General features: G+C 58.7%; 24 protein-coding genes. All 24 read right to left on the bottom strand.

The genetic code is table 11. The annotated features are described in order from the left end of the window. A complete protein-coding gene (gene rpsE / locus ACWHYV_RS06830) occupies nt 1-495 on the bottom strand; it encodes a 30S ribosomal protein S5 (protein ID WP_447979904.1) in 495 nt (164 codons plus the stop codon). Between the two features lie 86 nt (nt 496-581). Beyond that, nucleotides 582-947 carry a 50S ribosomal protein L18 gene (gene rplR, locus ACWHYV_RS06825; RefSeq protein ID WP_447979903.1) on the bottom strand — a complete coding sequence of 122 codons (366 nt, stop codon included), beginning with the start codon at nt 945-947 and terminating at the stop codon, nt 582-584. An 8-nt stretch (nt 948-955) separates the two neighbouring features. Further along, nucleotides 956-1,492, bottom strand: a complete 537-nt coding sequence (gene rplF, locus ACWHYV_RS06820; RefSeq protein ID WP_447980695.1) for a 50S ribosomal protein L6 — start codon at nt 1,490-1,492, stop codon at nt 956-958. A gap of 84 nt (nt 1,493-1,576) precedes the next feature. Beyond that, complete coding sequence (gene rpsH / locus ACWHYV_RS06815) at nt 1,577-1,972, bottom strand: 30S ribosomal protein S8 (RefSeq protein WP_447979902.1); 396 nt, start codon at nt 1,970-1,972, stop codon at nt 1,577-1,579. Between the two features lie 84 nt (nt 1,973-2,056). Next, nucleotides 2,057-2,242, bottom strand: coding sequence for a type Z 30S ribosomal protein S14 (locus tag ACWHYV_RS06810; RefSeq protein WP_447979901.1), 186 nt, complete (start codon nt 2,240-2,242; stop codon nt 2,057-2,059). Between the two features lie 28 nt (nt 2,243-2,270). After that, nucleotides 2,271-2,762 (bottom strand): 50S ribosomal protein L5, encoded by a 492-nt coding sequence (rplE, locus tag ACWHYV_RS06805; RefSeq protein ID WP_447980694.1) that lies wholly within the window; start codon nt 2,760-2,762, stop codon nt 2,271-2,273. Nucleotides 2,763-2,962: 200 nt separating this feature from the next. Beyond that, a complete protein-coding gene (gene rplX / locus ACWHYV_RS06800) occupies nt 2,963-3,289 on the bottom strand; it encodes a 50S ribosomal protein L24 (protein WP_447979900.1) in 327 nt (108 codons plus the stop codon). 24 nt (nt 3,290-3,313) lie between these two features. Then, complete coding sequence (gene rplN / locus ACWHYV_RS06795) at nt 3,314-3,682, bottom strand: 50S ribosomal protein L14 (protein WP_447979899.1); 369 nt, start codon at nt 3,680-3,682, stop codon at nt 3,314-3,316. 79 nt (nt 3,683-3,761) lie between these two features. Next, nucleotides 3,762-4,031 (bottom strand): 30S ribosomal protein S17, encoded by a 270-nt coding sequence (rpsQ, locus tag ACWHYV_RS06790; protein WP_447979898.1) that lies wholly within the window; start codon nt 4,029-4,031, stop codon nt 3,762-3,764. Then, nucleotides 4,028-4,237 (bottom strand): 50S ribosomal protein L29, encoded by a 210-nt coding sequence (rpmC, locus tag ACWHYV_RS06785; protein ID WP_447979897.1) that lies wholly within the window; start codon nt 4,235-4,237, stop codon nt 4,028-4,030. Before rpmC ends, rpsQ begins: the two co-directional genes overlap by 4 nt. 28 nt (nt 4,238-4,265) lie before the next feature. Continuing rightward, a complete protein-coding gene (gene rplP / locus ACWHYV_RS06780) occupies nt 4,266-4,679 on the bottom strand; it encodes a 50S ribosomal protein L16 (protein WP_447979896.1) in 414 nt (137 codons plus the stop codon). 65 nt (nt 4,680-4,744) lie between these two features. Further along, nucleotides 4,745-5,413 carry a 30S ribosomal protein S3 gene (gene rpsC, locus ACWHYV_RS06775; RefSeq protein ID WP_447979895.1) on the bottom strand — a complete coding sequence of 223 codons (669 nt, stop codon included), beginning with the start codon at nt 5,411-5,413 and terminating at the stop codon, nt 4,745-4,747. Between the two features lie 35 nt (nt 5,414-5,448). Further along, a complete protein-coding gene (gene rplV / locus ACWHYV_RS06770; protein WP_447979894.1) occupies nt 5,449-5,802 on the bottom strand; it encodes a 50S ribosomal protein L22 in 354 nt (117 codons plus the stop codon). 30 nt (nt 5,803-5,832) lie between these two features. Continuing rightward, entirely contained in the window at nt 5,833-6,120 is a 288-nt protein-coding gene (rpsS, locus tag ACWHYV_RS06765) for a 30S ribosomal protein S19 (RefSeq protein WP_447979893.1), read from the bottom strand. A gap of 12 nt (nt 6,121-6,132) precedes the next feature. Further along, a complete protein-coding gene (rplB, locus tag ACWHYV_RS06760; protein ID WP_447979892.1) occupies nt 6,133-6,960 on the bottom strand; it encodes a 50S ribosomal protein L2 in 828 nt (275 codons plus the stop codon). 84 nt (nt 6,961-7,044) lie between these two features. Further along, complete coding sequence (gene rplW / locus ACWHYV_RS06755) at nt 7,045-7,338, bottom strand: 50S ribosomal protein L23 (protein ID WP_447979891.1); 294 nt, start codon at nt 7,336-7,338, stop codon at nt 7,045-7,047. Further along, nucleotides 7,335-7,970 (bottom strand): 50S ribosomal protein L4, encoded by a 636-nt coding sequence (rplD, locus tag ACWHYV_RS06750; protein ID WP_447979890.1) that lies wholly within the window; start codon nt 7,968-7,970, stop codon nt 7,335-7,337. Before rplD ends, rplW begins: the two co-directional genes overlap by 4 nt. A gap of 2 nt (nt 7,971-7,972) precedes the next feature. Then, nucleotides 7,973-8,596: a 50S ribosomal protein L3 gene (rplC, locus tag ACWHYV_RS06745; RefSeq protein WP_447979889.1), complete on the bottom strand. Its 624-nt coding sequence runs from the start codon at nt 8,594-8,596 to the stop codon at nt 7,973-7,975. A 60-nt stretch (nt 8,597-8,656) separates the two neighbouring features. Further along, on the bottom strand, nt 8,657-8,968 hold the full coding sequence (rpsJ, locus tag ACWHYV_RS06740) for a 30S ribosomal protein S10 (protein WP_447979888.1): 312 nt from the start codon (nt 8,966-8,968) through the stop codon (nt 8,657-8,659). 12 nt (nt 8,969-8,980) lie between these two features. Then, on the bottom strand, nt 8,981-10,186 hold the full coding sequence (tuf, locus tag ACWHYV_RS06735; RefSeq protein ID WP_447979887.1) for an elongation factor Tu: 1,206 nt from the start codon (nt 10,184-10,186) through the stop codon (nt 8,981-8,983). 55 nt (nt 10,187-10,241) lie between these two features. Then, entirely contained in the window at nt 10,242-12,326 is a 2,085-nt protein-coding gene (fusA, locus tag ACWHYV_RS06730) for an elongation factor G (RefSeq protein WP_447979886.1), read from the bottom strand. 124 nt (nt 12,327-12,450) lie between these two features. Continuing rightward, the gene (rpsG, locus tag ACWHYV_RS06725; RefSeq protein ID WP_447979885.1) at nt 12,451-12,921 is read right to left on the bottom strand and encodes a 30S ribosomal protein S7; all 471 of its coding nucleotides are present in this window, start codon (nt 12,919-12,921) and stop codon (nt 12,451-12,453) included. A 29-nt stretch (nt 12,922-12,950) separates the two neighbouring features. Beyond that, nucleotides 12,951-13,322, bottom strand: a complete 372-nt coding sequence (rpsL, locus tag ACWHYV_RS06720; protein ID WP_447979884.1) for a 30S ribosomal protein S12 — start codon at nt 13,320-13,322, stop codon at nt 12,951-12,953. A 159-nt stretch (nt 13,323-13,481) separates the two neighbouring features. Beyond that, entirely contained in the window at nt 13,482-17,654 is a 4,173-nt protein-coding gene (rpoC, locus tag ACWHYV_RS06715; protein WP_447979883.1) for a DNA-directed RNA polymerase subunit beta', read from the bottom strand. Nucleotides 17,655-17,660: the final 6 nt, after the last annotated feature.

Below are 17,660 nucleotides of genomic sequence, written 5' to 3'. Positions count from 1 at the left end.
TCACCCCACCTGCTCAAGTCCGCTCCGTCGAATGCGCGTCACCTCCGCCGGGTCGCGCAACTGACACAGGCCATCGATCGTGGCCCGCACTGTATTGAAAGGATTGCCACGGCCCAAGGTCTTCGCAATGATGTTCTGCGCACCGGCCAATTCCACGACGGCACGGACGGCTCCGCCGGCAATGATCCCCGTGCCGGGAGCCGCGGGTTTGAGCAATACATGCTCACCACCGAACAGCCCATGCACCTGATGAGGAATCGTCTGCTCTTTGAGAGGAATTCGAACGAGGTGCTTTTTCGCCTGCTCAACGGCTTTCGAGATGGCCGCCGGCACTTCGGCCGCTTTCCCCTTTCCAATTCCGACCCATCCCTGCCCATCACCGACGACGACGAGGGCGCAAAAATTGAAGCGCTTCCCGCCCTTGACGACCTTGGCAACGCGATTGATGTACACGACCTTATCTTTGAGACTCAGCTCTTCAGGATTGATCCGCACGTGTGCTCCTCAGTAAGGTTGGGGATACTGGTGAGATTGAGATTCGGCCGTCCCTACCTTTACCGGGAACCTCGATCTCGCCCATATCAGAACTTCAGGCCGCGTTCGCGAGAGCCTTCTGCCAACGCTTTGATCCGACCGTGAAACAGCCGTCCCCCTCGATCGAACACAACCGCTTCGATCTGCACAGCCTTTGCACGCTCGGCCAGAGCTTGGCCCACGGCCTTCGCCGCGTCGAGAGGTTTGCTCGATGCCAGTGTCGCTTTCAAGGCCTTGTCCAGCGTGGATGCCGCTGCCAATGTCTTGCCAGTCGTGTCATCAACAATTTGGGCGTAGATGTGCTTCTTGCTCCGAAACACGCTGAGCCGAGGACGTCCCGTATCGCCGAATATCCGCCGTCGGACGCGCCGTTTTCTTCGTTGGAGCTTTTCAACTTTGTCGCTGGTCACCATAGCTCTGCCTACTTTCCAGTTTTCCCTTCCTTCTTCCGCAACGGTTCGCCCGCGTATCGAATGCCCTTCTGCTTGTACACGTCAGGTGGTTTGATCGCCCGCAAATCAGCGGCCGTTTGGCCGACCTTTCGCTTGTCCATGCCCTTGACGACGATCAACGTCTGCTTGTCAACCTTCGCTTCGACGCCAGCCGGAAGGTCGTACACCACGGGATGGGTATACCCGACGTTCAGGCTCAGGCTCTTGCCTTGCAACTGCGCCTTGTAGCCGACGCCGGTGATTTCAAGGCTTTTTTCATAGCCCTTGGTGACCCCAATGACCATGTTCTGGATTTCCGCTCTCGTGAGGCCGTGCAGCGCTTTGACTTTTGGATCCTCGGCCGCACGATTGACCTGTACATGACCATCGGCGACGGACACGGAGATCCCAGGGACGAGGGACCACTCGAGACGACCTAGCGGACCTTTGACAGCGACAGACTGGCCGTTCGTCGTGATTTCCACACCTTTCGGAATCGGAATCGGTTTACGTCCAACACGAGACATGCATTCACCGTTTGTTTCTTGCCCGTCGTCGAGCACTTGACCATGCCCGGACCACGTGCATCGTCCCACCAACTCCTCGACCGCTCACCATACTTGGCAGAGGACCTCGCCCCCCAATCCGGCCCGCCGCGACTCTTGATCAGTCATCACACCCCTTGACGTAGATACGATCGACAGCCCCATACCGCTCATCACGTGCGTGAGATTGCGCCGGCCGACGTACACACGCTTTCCCGGCTTACTGATACGCCGCATCCCCGTGATCACCGGCTGCCCTTCACCGACATACCGGAGTTGTACCTTGAGGACCGGATGGCCGTCGACCTCTTGCCGTTCGTATGAGGTGATAAATCCCTCAGCTTTCAGCACTCGAAGAATCTCGGCTTTCAATCGTGACGCCGGCACTGTCAACGTTTCATGCCCTCGGCCGAGGGCGTTCTGGATGCGTGTCAGGAGATCTGCAATGGGGTCCGTCGTCATGGTGTCTGCTACTCCCGAATCAACCGATCAGCCTTCCGCTCGACTCGACGGGCGGAGCTGGCGCCGATGGTTTGTTCTTCGTGACTACCAGCTCGCCTTTCTCACACCAGGGATCTCTCCCCGCAGGCTCAGGAAGCGAAAACAGATTCTGCACAATCGGAACCGACGCAGAAACCCTCTGACGCGCCCGCAATTCGGGCACCGATTATAGCCCCGCGTGCTGAACTTGGGTTTGGCAGCTGCTTTATTGCGCAACGCTTTTCGTGCCACGTGTACTCCATACTGATTGATGATGACGCTAGGTGCGGAAGGGCATGCCCATGTGGCGAAGCAACGCTTTCCCTTCGTCGTTCGTCTTCGCCGTCGTGACAATGGTAATATCCATCCCGTGGATCGAGGCCACGCTGTCGTAGTTGATCTCCGGAAAAATCAATTGCTCCTTCAGACCCAGTGTATAGTTCCCTCGCCCGTCGAACGCCTTTGGGCTCACCCCTCGAAAGTCGCGGATTCTGGGGAGCGCCAACGTCACGAGGCGGTCGAAAAATTCATACATCCGGTCGCCGCGTAGCGTGACCTTCGCCCCGATCGGCATCCCCTGACGCAATTTGAACCCTGCAATAGCCTTCTTCGCTCTCGTCACCACCGCCCGTTGACCCGTCACGATCCCCAACTCGTTCGCCGCGCTCTCGAGCAACTTGACGTTCTGAATCGCTTCGCCCATGCCGACGTTCAGTACGACCCGTTCCATTTTCGGAACTTGCATCGGATTCTTGTAGCCGAACTCTTTCATAAGGGCCGGCACGACCTGGCTTCGATAGGCTTCCTTAAGCCTCGGCGTCAATTTTTCATCTGGCTGACGCTCGGCCCCTCGGGCCTCGGTCTGGCCCCCCGGCTTCACACCGGCCGCCTCTTTCTTACCTGCCTTCCCCGCCTTCTTATCGCCCGCCTTGTCTCCGGCTGCTTTATCCGTCTTGGCCATTGTTCAGATCCCTATGCCCGTTCTACGACTTCCTGGCACTTTTTGCAGAACCGTACACGGCGCCCGTCGGCAAGCGTCCTCACCCCGAGGCGGACGGGCTTATTGCAATTGCTGCACATGAACATGACGTTGGCGATCGAGATCGGCGCCTCCCGCTCGATGATTCCGCCCTGCCGGACCTTTTGGTTGGGCTTGGTGTGGCGCTTGATTATGTTCAGCTTCTCGACCGTCACCCGCTGTTCGGAGACGTTGAGAGCCAACACCTTTCCTGTCTTGCCACGTTCTCGACCGGCCACCACCATGACGCTGTCGCCCTTCTTGATCTTCGACTTCATCATCGATCCAGTCAGCCTCATCGTCACCTACAACACTTCCGGCGCCAAGGAAATAATTTTCATGAACTTCTTCCACCGCAGTTCTCGTGCGACTGGCCCAAAAATGCGCGTGCCGATGGGTTCCCCTTGAGCGTTGATCAGCACGCAGGCGTTACGGTCAAATTTGATGTAGGACCCATCTTCGCGCCGGACCCCCTTGGTCGTCCGCACGATCACCGCCTTGCTGACATCTCCCTTCTTGACCGTCGCTTGGGGAATCGCCTCCTTCACGGCAACGACGACGATATCCCCGAGCGAACCGTAGCGCCGCTTGGAGCCGCCCAACACGTGAAAGCACATGACTTGCTTTGCCCCGGAATTGTCCGCGACGTCCAAATAACTGTAATTCTGAATCATGATCGCCTAACGGTTGAATGTTGAGTTGTGAGTGGTGAGTTATGAATTGGACACTCAGGACTCATAACTCCAACACGCGCTATGATTCCGGTTGCCCGCGCTCCATCACCTGCACGACGCGCCAATGCTTTTGCTTGCTGATAGGTCGGGTCTGAATCAGCTTCACCCGGTCGCCGACCTTGCACTTGTTCTCTTCGTCATGCGCTTTGAGTTTGGTGACACGTCGAATGACTTTATCGTAGACGGGATGACGGACGAAGCGATCGACCGCCACGACGACGGTCTTATTCATCTTGTCGCTGATCACGCTTCCGAACCAATGCCGCCGCTTTTCGGATGTATCGCTCATGATGTCTGCCCTTGCCCCTCGATCATTTTCTGGCGCAACACGGTCTTGACACGCGCCAAATCCCGGCGGGTCTGTCGGATCTTCATTGGATTCTCAATTCGCCCGGCTGCCAACTGGAAACGCAGGTTGAAGACTTCCTGTTTGAGCTGGCGCTCCTTCTCGCCAAGCTCGACCTCCGTCAATCCCCGTAGATCCTTTACATCCATGCTCGGTTCCCCGTTCTTCCCGACCGGTTCACACCGCACCCCGAACAACGAATTTCGTTGCGACGGGTAGCTTGTGCGCAGCCAGGCGCAAGGCTTCCTGGGCGATTTCCTTGGTGACACCGTCCATCTCATAGAGGATCCGCCCGGGCTTGACGACGGCCACCCAAAACTCGGGGTTTCCCTTGCCTTTGCCCATACGCGTTTCGGCCGGCTTTTTCGTAATGGGTTTATCCGGGAAGATCCGTGTCCACACCTGCCCGCCTCGCTTGACATGGCGCGTGATGGCAATTCTGGCCGCTTCAATCTGCCGGCTGGTCACCCACCCCGGCTCCAACGCTTTCAGCCCGAACTCTCCCAGCGTGATCTGCCCACCTCGATAGGCCTTGCCACGCATTCGGCCTTTTTGCATTTTCCGAAACTTGACTTTCTTCGGTGCCAACATGCTCGACTACTGTCCTCTCTCGAAAGATTTCGGGAAGATCACGACGCCCTGTCCGCCTCAGCCGATCATCCGCGATCAAAGCCGCCGCTGTCACCTCGCTCAGCCCGTGCGGGAACCGTCTCTCCCCGATAGATCCAGGTCTTGACGCCGATCTGGCCCATGGTCGTATGCGCTTCGGCAAATCCGAAATCAATATCAGCGCGAAGCGTGTGCAGCGGCACCCGGCCTTCTCGATACCATTCCGTCCTCGCGATCTCGGCGCCACCGAGCCGTCCCGCAACATTAATTCGTATGCCCTGCGCCCCAAGACGGAGCGCAGCTGCGATACTCCGCTTCATCGCTCGACGGAACGCCACCCGCTTTTCGAGTTGCACGGCAATGTTTTCACTCACAAGTTGTGCATCGAGCTCCGGCTTTTTGATCTCTTTCACGGTGATGTAGACCTGCCGTCCGTACTGCTTTTCGAGAGCGGCCTTGAGCTTATCGACCTCCGCCCCCTTACGTCCGATGATGATGCCTGGCCGGGCCGTGTGGATGATCACCCTCGTCTGATCGCCAGACCGCTCGATTTCGACCTTCGACACACCGGCATGGTACAGACGCTCCTTGACCATTTTTCGGATCGCGATATCCTCATGAAGGAGCTTCGCGAAATCCTTGCCCGCATACCAGCGGGAGCTCCACGGACGGTTGTACCCTAATCGATATCCGACCGGATGCGTCTTTTGACCCATAAGCTCCTGCCTTAACTTATAAGACCTTGATGCGGTTACCTGTCCATGGGTGTGTCGGGCGCGGCCACGACCACGGTGATATGACTGGTCCGCTTGTGAATTGATGCAGCCCGCCCCATGGCCCGAGCATGGAAGCGTTTGTAGGTTGGCCCACAATCCACATACGCCTTTGACACCCACATCTCCTCGCTATCGCCTAGTTCCTTTTGCTCGGCGTTCGCCACTGCCGATCGAAGGATCTTCTCCACGACACGGGCGGCGTTCCGCGGCGTGTATTTGAGAAGCGTCAAGGCCTGCGGCACGCGCTGACCACGAATCATATCGATGATGGGGCGCGCCTTACGCGGAGCGACTCGCACGAACCTCAATACTGCCTTCGCTTCTGCCATGTGTTCCTCACACCATCCCGGTCAGCAGGACTACTTCAACGCAACGGCTTTCTCAGTCTTGGCAGCACCATGCCCTTTGAAGAACCGGGTCGGCGCGAATTCTCCGAGTTTGTGTCCAACCATATTTTCGGTGACGAATACGGGGATGAACTTCTTCCCGTTGTGGACGGCGATCGTGTTCCCGATCATCTCCGGGGTGATCGTGGACCGGCGGGACCAGGTCTTAATGATCTTCCGATCTTTTGTCTGATTCATTTGCTCAACTTTCTTGAGCAAATGATCGTCAACGAACGCGCCTTTCGTCACTGAACGCGGCATAGCATGCTCCGACTATTTTTTCCGTCGAGTGATGATGAACTTCTCCGTCGCCTTGTTCTTGCGTGTCTTGTAGCCCTTGGTCGGCAACCCCCATGGAGAAACCGGGTGAGGATTCCCTTGACCCGACTTCCCCTCACCTCCTCCGTGAGGATGGTCCACGGGGTTCATGACAACGCCACGAACATGCGGCCGCCTCCCCAGCCATCGCGATCGTCCGGCCTTCCCAATCGAGACGTTCTCATGATCGAGATTGCCCACCTGCCCGACCGTGGCCATGCACGTCTGCAGGATCCGGCGCATCTCCCCGGACTTCAGCCGAACTTGGACATAGCCGTCTTCACGACCCATGACCTGCGCAAAGCCCCCGGCGCTTCGGATCAATTGCCCGCCTTTGCCCGGCTTCAGCTCGATGTTGTGAATCGTGGTTCCCAGCGGCATATTGATCAAGGGCAACGCATTCCCCGGCTTAACCTCGGCATCGGGCCCAGATTGCACGACATCCTTCACACGGAGACCTTCGGGAGCCAGAATGTATCGCTTTTCGCCATCTGCGTACGCCAACAGAGCGATCCGCGCCGAGCGGTTCGGGTCGTATTCAATCGCCTTCACTACGGCCGGAACACCATGCTTATCTCGTTTAAAATCGATCACCCGATAGAGCCGCTTATGGCCGCTCCCTCGGAAGCGGACCGTCATGCGGCCATCATTATTCCGCCCGCCCGATCGGGGGTGGAACTTCGTTAGGCTCTTTTCGGGCTCTTTGATGGTCAAGCCTTCGTTCGTCAGCACGACCATCTGTCGTCGACCGGGCGAAGTCGGTCTGTATTGCTTCAGTCCCATGCGTCAACCCCAAAGCGGATGCGGTGTCGTGGCAGGAGGAGAGGATCGGAGCACGACCATGTCTTACATAGAGAATCCGTCCCGCTAGACTCCTTCGTATATTTCGAGCTTCTCGCCTTCCTTCAATGTCACGATGGCTTTCTTCCAGTCAGGGCGCTTCCCCGCAAACCGTCCGAGCCGTTTCGTCTTTCCAAGCATGTTCATAACATTGACCCGATCGACCCGAACCTTCAACGCCACTTCGACCGCGCGCTTGATCTCGACACGATTGGCATCCCCGCGCACGATAAAGCCCACCTTGTTGTCCTTTTCCCGCATGGCCGTGAGCTTTTCGGTCAAGAGCGGCTGGATCAGGATATCTTGCGGCTCACGCTTCATGCCCACTTCTCCTGAATGCGAGGCAACACCGGCTCAACGATAAGAATCGCCTGGTACCGGAGGATGTCGTAGACATTTAATTTGTCTGGTGTCACGAGCTTGACGCCTGGGAGGTTCCTCGCCGCGCGAGCCAGGTCGGCCTGCTCCTCGGCGGCTACGATGAGAGTCTTTGAGAGAGTCTTTGACGTGAGGCCCAACTGTGCCAGTGCCTTTGACAGAAGCTTTGTCTTCGGCTCTGCAATCGACAGGTCGGAGACCACTGTCACGGCGCCCTCGCCAACCCGGGCGGACAGCGCCGCTTGAAGCGCTGCGCGATATTGCCGTTTCGGAAAGCTGACCGAATAGTCTCGGGGCTTCGGACCAAAGACACTTCCGCCGTGCCGCCAGACCGGAGACCGGATAGAACCAGCACGCGCCCGGCCCGTATGCTTCTGCTTCCACGGCTTCTTTCCAGACCCGCTAACCTCTCCGCGCCGAAGCGTCGACGAGGTGCCCTGGCGCTCACACGCCTGCTGCATGACGACGGCGGCATGGACCAGATGGGGATCGGACTCCACCCCGAACACTGCGTCGCTCAGCTCAACTGATCCCACCTTACGCTTCTGGAGATCGACTACATCCAACGTCGCCATGACTAGCCCTTCTTTGACTTGCGCACGACAACCCATCCCCCGGTCGGCCCCGGCACCGCCCCACTGATGAAGAGCAGGTTTTCATCCGGCCTGGCTTCCATGACCTTCAATCGCTGCACGGTGACACGCTCGTGCCCCATCTGACCCGGGAGGGTCTTGTTTTTCCAGACCCTCGAGGGATAGGAGCTGCTGCCGATGGACCCAGGAGCACGATGAAACATCGATCCGTGCGTTTCCGGACCGCCGCGATAATGGTGCCGCTTCACGACGCCTTGGTAGCCTTTTCCCTTCGACACCCCTTCGACATCCACGAACTCGCCCTTCTGAAAGACATCGGCTCTCACGACCTGTCCCACTTGGACGTCGCCCAGCGCCTTGAATTCGCGCAACCGTCGGCTGGCCGGCACATCGGCTCTCTTGAAATGTCCGAGCAGCGGCTTGCTGACCTTACGGGTCGGCACTTCCCCAAATGCCAGTTGGACCGCCTCGTAGCCGTCCCGCTCCTTAGTCTTGATCTGGGCGACCCGGCATGGACCAGCCTCGACCACGGTCACGGGGGTCAGACGGCCTGCTTCGTCATACAGCTGCGTCATGCCCAATTTTTTGCCCAGCAGTCCATTCGTCATGGTGTTATCAGCTTCCATTGAGGCGACGGTTCACCCGTGTCGATCACGCACTCAGGATCATTACAATTTAATCTCGACATCGACACCCGCCGCCAAATTCAGTTTCATCAACGCATCCATCGTCTCGGGGGTCGGCTCCATGATGTCTAGCAGACGCTTGTGGGTCCGAATCTCGAACTGCTCACGGGACTTCTTGTCCACGTGCGTCGAACGCTGAACGGTAAATTTCTCGATACGTGTAGGGAGCGGAATAGGGCCGGCGATCTTGGCGCCGCTCCGCCGGACGGTTTCGACGATTTCAGCTACCGATTGATCCAGCACCCGGTAGTCGAACCCCTTCAACCTGATGCGAATACGTTGATCAACCTTCACAACGTCTCCTGCTTACGCCAAGATTTCCGTAACGATGCCGGAGCCGACGGTCTTGCCGCCCTCCCGCACCGCGAAGCGCAACCCCTGATCCATCGCAATCGGCGAGATCAACTCCGCCGTGATCGCCACATTGTCCCCCGGCATCACCATCTCTACCCCGGGGTTCAACTGCACCACCCCCGTCACGTCCGTCGTCCGGAAGTAGAACTGCGGCCGGTACCCGTTGAAGAACGGCGTGTGCCGCCCGCCCTCTTCCTTCGTCAACACGTAGATCTCCGCCTTGAACTTCGTGTGCGGCGTGATGCTCCCCGGCTTCGCCAGCACCATCCCCCGCTCCACCTCTTCCTTCTTCGTCCCCCGCAACAGCACCCCGATGTTGTCCCCCGCCTGCCCCTCATCGAGCACCTTGCGGAACATCTCCACCCCCGTCACCACCGTTTTCTGCGTCGGCCGGAGCCCCACGATCTCCACTTCATCGCCCACCTTCACCACACCCCGCTCGCACCGGCCCGTCACCACCGTGCCCCGCCCGCTGATCGTGAACACGTCCTCGATCGGCATCAGAAACGGCTTGTCCACCGCCCGCACCGGCGTCGGAATGTACGTGTCGATCGCCTCCAACAGCTTCAGGATCGCCGGCACCCCAATCTCGCTCTGATCCCCCTCCATCGCCTTCGTCGCCGACCCCGTGATGATCGGAATCTTGTCCCCCGGAAACTCGTACTTCGTCAGCAGCTCCCGCACTTCCAACTCCACCAGGTCCAGCAGCTCCTTGTCGTCCACCTTGTCCGCCTTGTTCAAAAACACGACGATGTACGGCACCCCGACCTGCCGCGCCAACAAAATGTGCTCGCGCGTCTGCGGCATCGGCCCGTCCGCGGCGCTCACCACCAAGATCGCCCCGTCCATCTGCGCGGCGCCCGTGATCATGTTCTTCACATAGTCCGCGTGCCCCGGACAGTCCACGTGCGCGTAGTGCCGCTTGTCCGTCTCGTACTCGACGTGCGAAATCGCAATCGTCATGATCTTCGTCGCGTCCCGCCGCCCCTGCGACTCGCTCGCCTTCGCCACCTCGTCATAGCTTATGAACTTCGCCATGCCCCGCTCGCTGCAGATCTTCGTCAGCGCGGACGTGAGCGTCGTCTTGCCGTGGTCCACGTGCCCAATCGTCCCAATGTTCACGTGGGGCTTGCGTCGCTCAAACTTCGCCTTCGCCATACCCTCCTCCTTCTAGTCACTCATCCAATCACAATTGATATTACGGCGGGCCGCCTTACACCGCGCCCTGGTTCTTCGCAATAATCTGCTCGGCGATCTGCTTGGGGACCAGTTCATACCGCTCGAACTCCATGCTGTACGTGGCGCGCCCTTGCGTACGAGACCGCAAATCGGTCGCATAGCCGAACATCTCACTGAGAGGAACCGCCGCGTCAATGGCCTGAGAACCAGCCCGCACCTTGATGCCCTGGATCTTTCCACGTCGACCGTTGAGGTTTCCGATCACATCGCCCATGTATTCCTGCGGCACGAGCACTTCGACCTTCATAATCGGCTCGAGCAAGACCGGATCCGCCTTTCGGCACGCCTCCTGAAACCCCATCGAAGCAGCAATTTTAAACGCCATTTCATTGGAGTCCACGTCGTGATACGACCCGTCCGTAATCGTGACGCGAACGTCACGAACCGGATAACCGGCAAGCACGCCCGACTCCATCCGTTCCCGTACGCCCTTTTCAATCGCTGGAATGTATTCGCGTGGGATTGCACCACCCACGACCTTGTTGACGAACTCGAAGCCCGCCCCTGGTTCGCTCGGCTCGACCGTCATCACGACATGGCCATACTGACCGCGACCGCCGGTCTGCTTGATATACTTCCCCTCAGCCTCCGCCCGCCGACGGATCGTCTCACGGTAGGCGACCTCCGGCTTCCCGACGTTGGCCTCAACCTTGAATTCCCGCAACAACCGGTCGACGATGATCTCCAGGTGCAACTCTCCCATGCCGGAGATGATGGTCTGGGCCGTTTCCTCATCGGTGCGCACACGGAAGGACGGGTCCTCTTGGGCAAGCTTCTGAAGCGAGAATCCGAGCTTTTCCTGATCCTGTTTGGTCTTGGGCTCGATCGCCATCGAAATCACGGGTTCAGGAAACTTCATGACCTCGAGCAAGATCGGGTGCTTCTCATCGCAGAGCGTGTCCCCCGTCGTCGCTCCTTTAAGACCAACCGCGGCGGCGATATCGCCGGCATAGACTTCCTCGATCTCTTCGCGCTTGTTTGCGTGCATCTTCAAGAGCCGCCCGATTCGCTCTTTCGTCGTCTTGGTAGCATTGTAGACCGACGTCCCGGTCTTGAGCGTGCCGGAGTACACACGGAAGTAAGTCAACTGACCGGCAAACGGGTCCGTCATGATCTTGAAGGCGAGCGCGGCAAACGGCTCATCATCGCTCGGCTGCCGCTTCAGCTCCTTGCCGGTATTCGGGTCCACCCCGACCACTGGCGGAATGTCGAGCGGAGAAGGCAGAAAGTCCACCACCCGGTCCAAGAGTTGCTGTACGCCCTTGTTTTTGAAAGAAGCTCCGCACAGCACGGGCGTCACCTTCATCGCAATCGTCCCGGCACGAATCGCGCGCTGGATCTCAGCCTCCGTCAGTGCTTCCCCATTGAGATATCGCTCCAGTACCTGCTCGTCGTGCTCGGCGACCGCTTCGAGCATTTTTTCGCGATATTGCTGAGCCTGTTCGAGCAAGTGAGCCGGAATCTCCTCGACTTTGTACTTCGCCCCGAGCGTCTCATCGTCGTAGACGTAGGCCTTCATCGTGATGAGATCGATGGATCCCTTGAAGTCCGCCTCACGGCCAATGGGCAACTGAATAGGAACCGGATTGGCGCCAAGACGGTCGACCATTGATTGCACGCTTGCGAAGAAATCCGCTCCGATCCGATCCATCTTGTTCATGAACGCGATACGAGGCACACGATACTTATCAGCTTGACGCCAGACTGTCTCGGACTGCGGCTCCACGCCCTGCACGGAATCGAAGACCGCCACGGCACCGTCGAGCACACGCAGGGATCGCTCAACCTCGATCGTAAAGTCCACATGCCCGGGGGTGTCGATAATGTTGATGCGGTGGTCACGCCAAAAACAGGTCGTTGCGGCCGAGGTGATGGTAATACCGCGCTCGCGCTCTTGTTCCATCCAGTCCATGGTCGCCGCGCCGTCATGCACCTCGCCCATACGATGCGACACACCCGTATAGAACAGAATCCGCTCGGTCGTCGTCGTTTTTCCGGCATCGATGTGCGCCATGATGCCGATGTTTCTTGTTCGATCCAGGGGAACTCGCCTGGCCACGTGATCCTCCGAAAAATAACGATGCTGCAGCCGCCACTGAGGGTTGCCACGAATGGCAAGGCGTCGCCTTGCCCCCTGCAGCATGGCCCAACTGCAGCACGTACAGCTTACGTCTGTACCCTGGTTACCAGCGGTAGTGGGCAAAGGCCTTGTTGGCCTCAGCCATGCGGTGTGTGTCTTCCCGTTTCTTCACTGAAGCGCCGGTGTTGTTGGCCGCGTCCAGCAACTCACCAGCCAACTTCTCCGACATGCTCTTCCCGCCGCGGGCCTTGGAATATTCAGCAATCCACCGCAGTGCCAACGATGTGCGCCGAACCGGTCTGATTTCGACGGGCACCTGATACGAGGCCCCGCCCACCCGCCGTGACTTGACCTCGACGACGGGTTTCACATTGTCGACGGCTGAGCGAAACACTTTCAACGGATCGTTTCCCGTCTTCTGCTGGATCAGGTCGAGCGCGCCGTAGCATACCCGCTCGGCGACGCTTTTCTTTCCCCCAGACATCAAGACGTTGACGAACTTCCCCACCAACTTGTCGTGATATCTGGGATCAGGTGCAACTTCGCGTTGTCCAAAAATCGGTCGTCTCGGCATGGCACGCCTTCTTTCTCAGATCCTCTGCATTACTTCGGCTTCTTGGCCCCATACTTCGACCGTCCCTGCTTGCGGTTTGCCACGCCCACCGCATCCAGCGCGCCCCGCACGATGTGATATCGAACCCCGGGAAGGTCTTTTACACGTCCGCCGCGGACGAGCACGATCGAGTGTTCCTGCAGGTTGTGTCCCACGCCCGGAATATAGGAGGTCACTTCCATCCCATTGGTCAACCGAACCCGCGCCACCTTCCGGAGAGCGGAATTCGGCTTTTTCGGCGTGGAGGTGTAGACCCTAATGCAAACTCCGCGTTTCTGCGGACAACGCTTGAGCGCCGGGCTTTTGGTCTTGCCCTTTGCGAGGGCCCGTCCTTGCCTTACTAGTTGATTGATCGTCGGCATCCGCTCTTCTTCCTCTCCAGAGCCAGTGGCTAACCGAACTCCGTTCCGTTAACGGCTCGATGAAGGCTCCAGGCCTTTGCATCCGGCCCTTCGCCAAAGCCGACGGATTATAATGAGCGCGGCGCTCACTGTCAAGCCGTGAGCGCCACAGGTGCTCGATCACCCGCCGGTTGGACCGGCTTCCACTTTCTGTTGTGCGTCTTGCCCGATCGCGACCGTCTCACCTGTGAGCTCCGCGGCCGCGGGTTCCTGCTTGGGACTGAGAACGAACGTGTCTCGATACTCCTCGAACCCCGTCCCAGCTGGTATGAGTCGGCCGACGATGACGTTTTCCTTCAGGCCGAGCAACTGATCTTCCTTTCCGTTGATCGCCGCCTCGGTCAGCACACGCGTCGTCTCTTGGAAGGACGCCGCCGAGATGAAGCTGTCGGTCGTGAGGGCCGCTTTCGTGATCCCCAGCAGCACCGGCTTGCCAAGGGCCGGCTTTCCACCGTTCGCAAGCACCCGTTCGTTCTCATCTTCAAACGTGAACTTGCTGACTTGACTGCCCGGCAGAAATTCCGTGTCGCCGGGATCCTCTATCCGCACCTTTCTCAACATTTGGCGGACGATGATCTCAATGTGCTTGTCATTGATCGACACACCCTGCAAGCGGTAGACGTCCTGCACTTCATCCACCAGATACTTCTGGAGCTCCTTCGGCCCCAGCACGTCGAGGATATCGTGCGGGTTCGCCGAGCCGTCCATCAACGGTTCACCGGCCCGGACCCAGTCGCCTTCATGCACATTGACGTGCTTCCCCTTCGGGATGAAATACTCTTTGACATCCCCGAGCTTGTTATCGACGATGACCTTCCGCATACCCTTGACGAATCCGCCGTAGGACACCTCTCCGTCGATCTCGCTGATGACCGCCTGTTCTTTTGGCTTTCTCGCTTCGAACAATTCGGCCACACGCGGCAGACCACCAGTGATGTCCTTGGTTTTCGTCGTCTCGCGTGGAATCTTCGCCAAGACATCGCCTGGATGGACGGTGCTGCCCTTTTCCACGAGGATGTGCGCTCCTACCGGCAAGAGGTAACGTGCCACCGAGGCCGCTCCGCTCACCTTCGCGGTCTTTCCGCTCTCGTCCTTGATGGAGATACGTGGGCGCAACGTGGTTCCGGCATGTTCGATGACGACTTTGCGCGAGAGGCCGGTCACCTCGTCGAACTCCTCCTTCATGGTCACGCCTTCAATGATGTCACCGTAGGCGACCTTCCCGCCGACGTCGGTCAGGATCGACAACGAATAGGGGTCCCACTCGACCAGCTTCTGGCCGATGTCGACGTGGCCGCCGTCCTTGATCTTGATCCGCGCACCGTACACGACCGGATACTTCTCGCGCTCACGGCCGTTCTCGTCATAGATCGCGATCTTCGCATTGCGGTTCATCACAACCCACTCGCCCTCCTTGTTCTTGACGGCAATACTGGGATTGTGAACGTCCGCGTTCTTCTTCGCGTCGAAGCTCATGTACTTCAACGAGCCGGCATGCTTGGCTTCGAGCACGGTCTGCTCGACGACCTTGCTGGCCGTTCCGCCGATATGAAAGGTCCGCATCGTCAGCTGCGTGCCCGGCTCACCGATCGACTGCGCGGCGATCACCCCGACCGGCTCGCCCTTCTCGACCAATCGCCCGCGCGACAGGTCGCGGCCATAACACTTCACGCAGACCCCCCGCCGTGATTGGCAGGTGAGAACCGACCGGATATTGACACGGTCCACGCCGGCTTCCACGATGCTTCTCGCCCGCTCCTCGTCGATCTCCTCGTGAGCCTTAACGATGATTTCGCCCGTCAGCGGATCGCGGATATCATCGGCCGCCAGACGGCCCAGGATACGATCTTCCAAGGGCTGAATGATCTCACCGCCTTCGACCAAGGCCGTCACGACGATGCCATCGGTGGTGCCGCAATCCTCTTCGGTCACGATGACGTCTTGCGAAATGTCCACCAACCGCCGTGTCAGATAGCCCGAGTTGGCCGTCTTCAGCGCTGTATCCGCTAGCCCTTTCCGCGCGCCGTGGGTCGAGATGAAATACTGCAACACCGTGAGGCCTTCGCGGAAGTTCGCGGTAATCGGGGTCTCGATGATCTCGCCCGACGGCTTTGCCATAAGACCGCGCATGCCTCCCAACTGCCTGATCTGCTGCGAGCTGCCGCGGGCACCGCTGTCGGCCATCATAAAGATGGGGTTGAAGGCGTTTCCGTCACCGCCGACGCTCAACTCCTTCATCATCTCGTTTGCGACCTGTTCGGTGACGTGCGCCCAGATGTCGATGACCTTGTTGTACCGTTCCCCGTTGGTGATCAACCCTTCGCTGTACTGTTTTTCGATCTCATTGACCTCGCGCTGGGCGCGGTTGATCAGCTCTTCTTTCCTGGCCGGGATGTGCATGTTGTCGATACAGATCGACGCGCCGGCCTTCGTCGCATAGGAGAACCCGATATCTTTGATCTTGTCGAGCAGGATGACGGTTTCCCGATGACCCGCCTGTCGATAGACCGCGTCAATGAGCTTGGTCATCTCCTTTTTCGTCATGACCTGATTCGCCTGAGCGAATGGAACCGACGCTGGCAAAATCTCCCCCAGTAGGACGCGGCCGACGGTCGTGGCGACGAGGGTGCCGTCGATACGTACCTTGACCTTGGCGTGCTCTTCGACTTCCCCGGCATCGTAGGCCATCCGCACTTCTTCGCGCGAGGCGAAGACCTTCCCCTCTCCTTTGGCGCCTGCCCGTTCCTTGGTGAGCCAGTAACAGCCGAGCACCATGTCCTGAGAGGGCACGGCAATCGGCTTGCCATTGGCTGGGGAGAGAATATTGTTGATCGACATCATGAGGACGCGCGCCTCGATCTGCGCTTCGACGGACAGCGGGACATGAACAGCCATCTGGTCGCCGTCGAAGTCGGCATTGAAAGCCGCGCACACGAGCGGGTGCAGCCGGATCGCCTTGCCTTCGACCAACACAGGGTCGAAGGCCTGAATGCCGAGGCGGTGCAGCGTCGGGGCGCGGTTGAGCAAGACCGGGTGCTCCCGGATCACTTCATCCAACACGTCCCAGACTTCCGGTCGTTCTTTTTCCACCAACCGCTTGGCGCTTTTGATCGTCGTCGCCGCTCCGCGGGCTTCCAGTTTGTGGAAGATGAACGGCTTGAACAATTCCAACGCCATCTTCTTCGGCAGGCCGCATTGGTTCAGTCGGAGCTCGGGTCCTACCACGATCACGGATCGGCCTGAATAATCGACGCGCTTCCCAAGGAGGTTCTGGCGGAACCGGCCCTGCTTCCCCTTCAGCATGTCGCTCAGCGACTTCAACGGACGCTTGTTGGGCCCACGAATCGCTCGGCCGCGGCGGCCGTTGTCGAAGAGTGCATCGACCGCTTCTTGCAGCATCCGCATTTCGTTACGGATGATCACACCCGGCGCTTTGAGCTCCATCAGCCGCTTCAATCGATTGTTGCGGTTGATGACACGGCGGTACAGATCATTCAGGTCGGACGTCGCGAATCGTCCGCCGTCGAGAGGAACCAACGGCCGCAATTCCGGCGGCAGCACGGGGATGACGTCCATGATCATCCACTCGGGCTTGTTCCCCGACTTGCGGAAGGCTTCGATCACTTTCAGACGCTTGGCCAGCTTCTTCTTGACCGCGACGGACGTGGTCGTTTTGGATTTTGCATGGAGCTCGTCCCACTGCGCATTGATATCGATCTTCCGCAGCAATTCACGAATCGCTTCGGCCCCGATTCCCGCTTTGAACGCACCCGCTCCATGCTCCTCCTGCAACTGGCGCAGGCGGTCCTCGGTGAGCAGTTCCTGCGGTTTCAGCGGCGTGTTACCGGGATCAGTGACGACGTAGCTTTCGAAGTAGAGAATCTTCTCCAGGTGCTTGAGGCTCATGTCGAGCAACGTTCCAATGCGGCTCGGCACACCTTTCAGGAACCAAATGTGGGCGACCGGTGCGGCGAGCTCGATGTGCCCCATCCGCTCGCGCCGCACTTTCGACTGAATGACTTCCACGCCGCATTTGTCGCAAACGATGCCGCGATGCTTCATCCGCTTGTACTTGCCGCAGTTACATTCCCAGTCCTTGATCGGACCGAAAATCTTCGCACAAAACAATCCGTCCTTTTCGGGTTTGAAGGACCGATAGTTGATGGTTTCCGGCTTCTTGACCTCGCCATAGGACCAGGAACGGATCTTCTCGGGCGAGGCGATCCGTATCCGCATGGCATCAAATGACATCGAGTCGCGAGGCTTTTCGAAGAGTGTATAGATGCCTTCCAAGGTTTA

It is taken from the genome of Candidatus Nitrospira bockiana, assembly GCF_965152565.1.
The sequence above is the reverse complement of the archived record's forward strand: the minus strand, read 5'-3'. Positions and strand labels throughout refer to the sequence as shown.

What these genes read in the sequence shown, in the direction of transcription:
- rplR (WP_447979903.1), bottom strand. Translation starts at nt 947, where the DNA reads ATGGTGACCAGCGACAAAGTTGAAAAGCTCCAACGAAGAAAACGGCGC.
- rplF (WP_447980695.1), bottom strand. Translation starts at nt 1,492, where the DNA reads ATGTCTCGTGTTGGACGTAAACCGATTCCGATTCCGAAAGGTGTGGAA.
- rpsH (WP_447979902.1), bottom strand. Translation starts at nt 1,972, where the DNA reads ATGACGACGGACCCCATTGCAGATCTCCTGACACGCATCCAGAACGCC.
- rplE (WP_447980694.1), bottom strand. Translation starts at nt 2,762, where the DNA reads ATGAAAGAGTTCGGCTACAAGAATCCGATGCAAGTTCCGAAAATGGAA.
- rplX (WP_447979900.1), bottom strand. Translation starts at nt 3,289, where the DNA reads ATGATGAAGTCGAAGATCAAGAAGGGCGACAGCGTCATGGTGGTGGCC.
- rplN (WP_447979899.1), bottom strand. Translation starts at nt 3,682, where the DNA reads ATGATTCAGAATTACAGTTATTTGGACGTCGCGGACAATTCCGGGGCA.
- rpsQ (WP_447979898.1), bottom strand. Translation starts at nt 4,031, where the DNA reads ATGAGCGATACATCCGAAAAGCGGCGGCATTGGTTCGGAAGCGTGATC.
- rpmC (WP_447979897.1), bottom strand. Translation starts at nt 4,237, where the DNA reads ATGGATGTAAAGGATCTACGGGGATTGACGGAGGTCGAGCTTGGCGAG.
- rplP (WP_447979896.1), bottom strand. Translation starts at nt 4,679, where the DNA reads ATGTTGGCACCGAAGAAAGTCAAGTTTCGGAAAATGCAAAAAGGCCGA.
- rpsC (WP_447979895.1), bottom strand. Translation starts at nt 5,413, where the DNA reads ATGGGTCAAAAGACGCATCCGGTCGGATATCGATTAGGGTACAACCGT.
- rplV (WP_447979894.1), bottom strand. Translation starts at nt 5,802, where the DNA reads ATGGCAGAAGCGAAGGCAGTATTGAGGTTCGTGCGAGTCGCTCCGCGT.
- rpsS (WP_447979893.1), bottom strand. Translation starts at nt 6,120, where the DNA reads ATGCCGCGTTCAGTGACGAAAGGCGCGTTCGTTGACGATCATTTGCTC.
- rplB (WP_447979892.1), bottom strand. Translation starts at nt 6,960, where the DNA reads ATGGGACTGAAGCAATACAGACCGACTTCGCCCGGTCGACGACAGATG.
- rplW (WP_447979891.1), bottom strand. Translation starts at nt 7,338, where the DNA reads ATGAAGCGTGAGCCGCAAGATATCCTGATCCAGCCGCTCTTGACCGAA.
- rplD (WP_447979890.1), bottom strand. Translation starts at nt 7,970, where the DNA reads ATGGCGACGTTGGATGTAGTCGATCTCCAGAAGCGTAAGGTGGGATCA.
- rplC (WP_447979889.1), bottom strand. Translation starts at nt 8,596, where the DNA reads ATGACGAATGGACTGCTGGGCAAAAAATTGGGCATGACGCAGCTGTAT.
- tuf (WP_447979887.1), bottom strand. Translation starts at nt 10,186, where the DNA reads ATGGCGAAGGCGAAGTTTGAGCGACGCAAGCCCCACGTGAACATTGGG.
- rpsG (WP_447979885.1), bottom strand. Translation starts at nt 12,921, where the DNA reads ATGCCGAGACGACCGATTTTTGGACAACGCGAAGTTGCACCTGATCCC.
- rpsL (WP_447979884.1), bottom strand. Translation starts at nt 13,322, where the DNA reads ATGCCGACGATCAATCAACTAGTAAGGCAAGGACGGGCCCTCGCAAAG.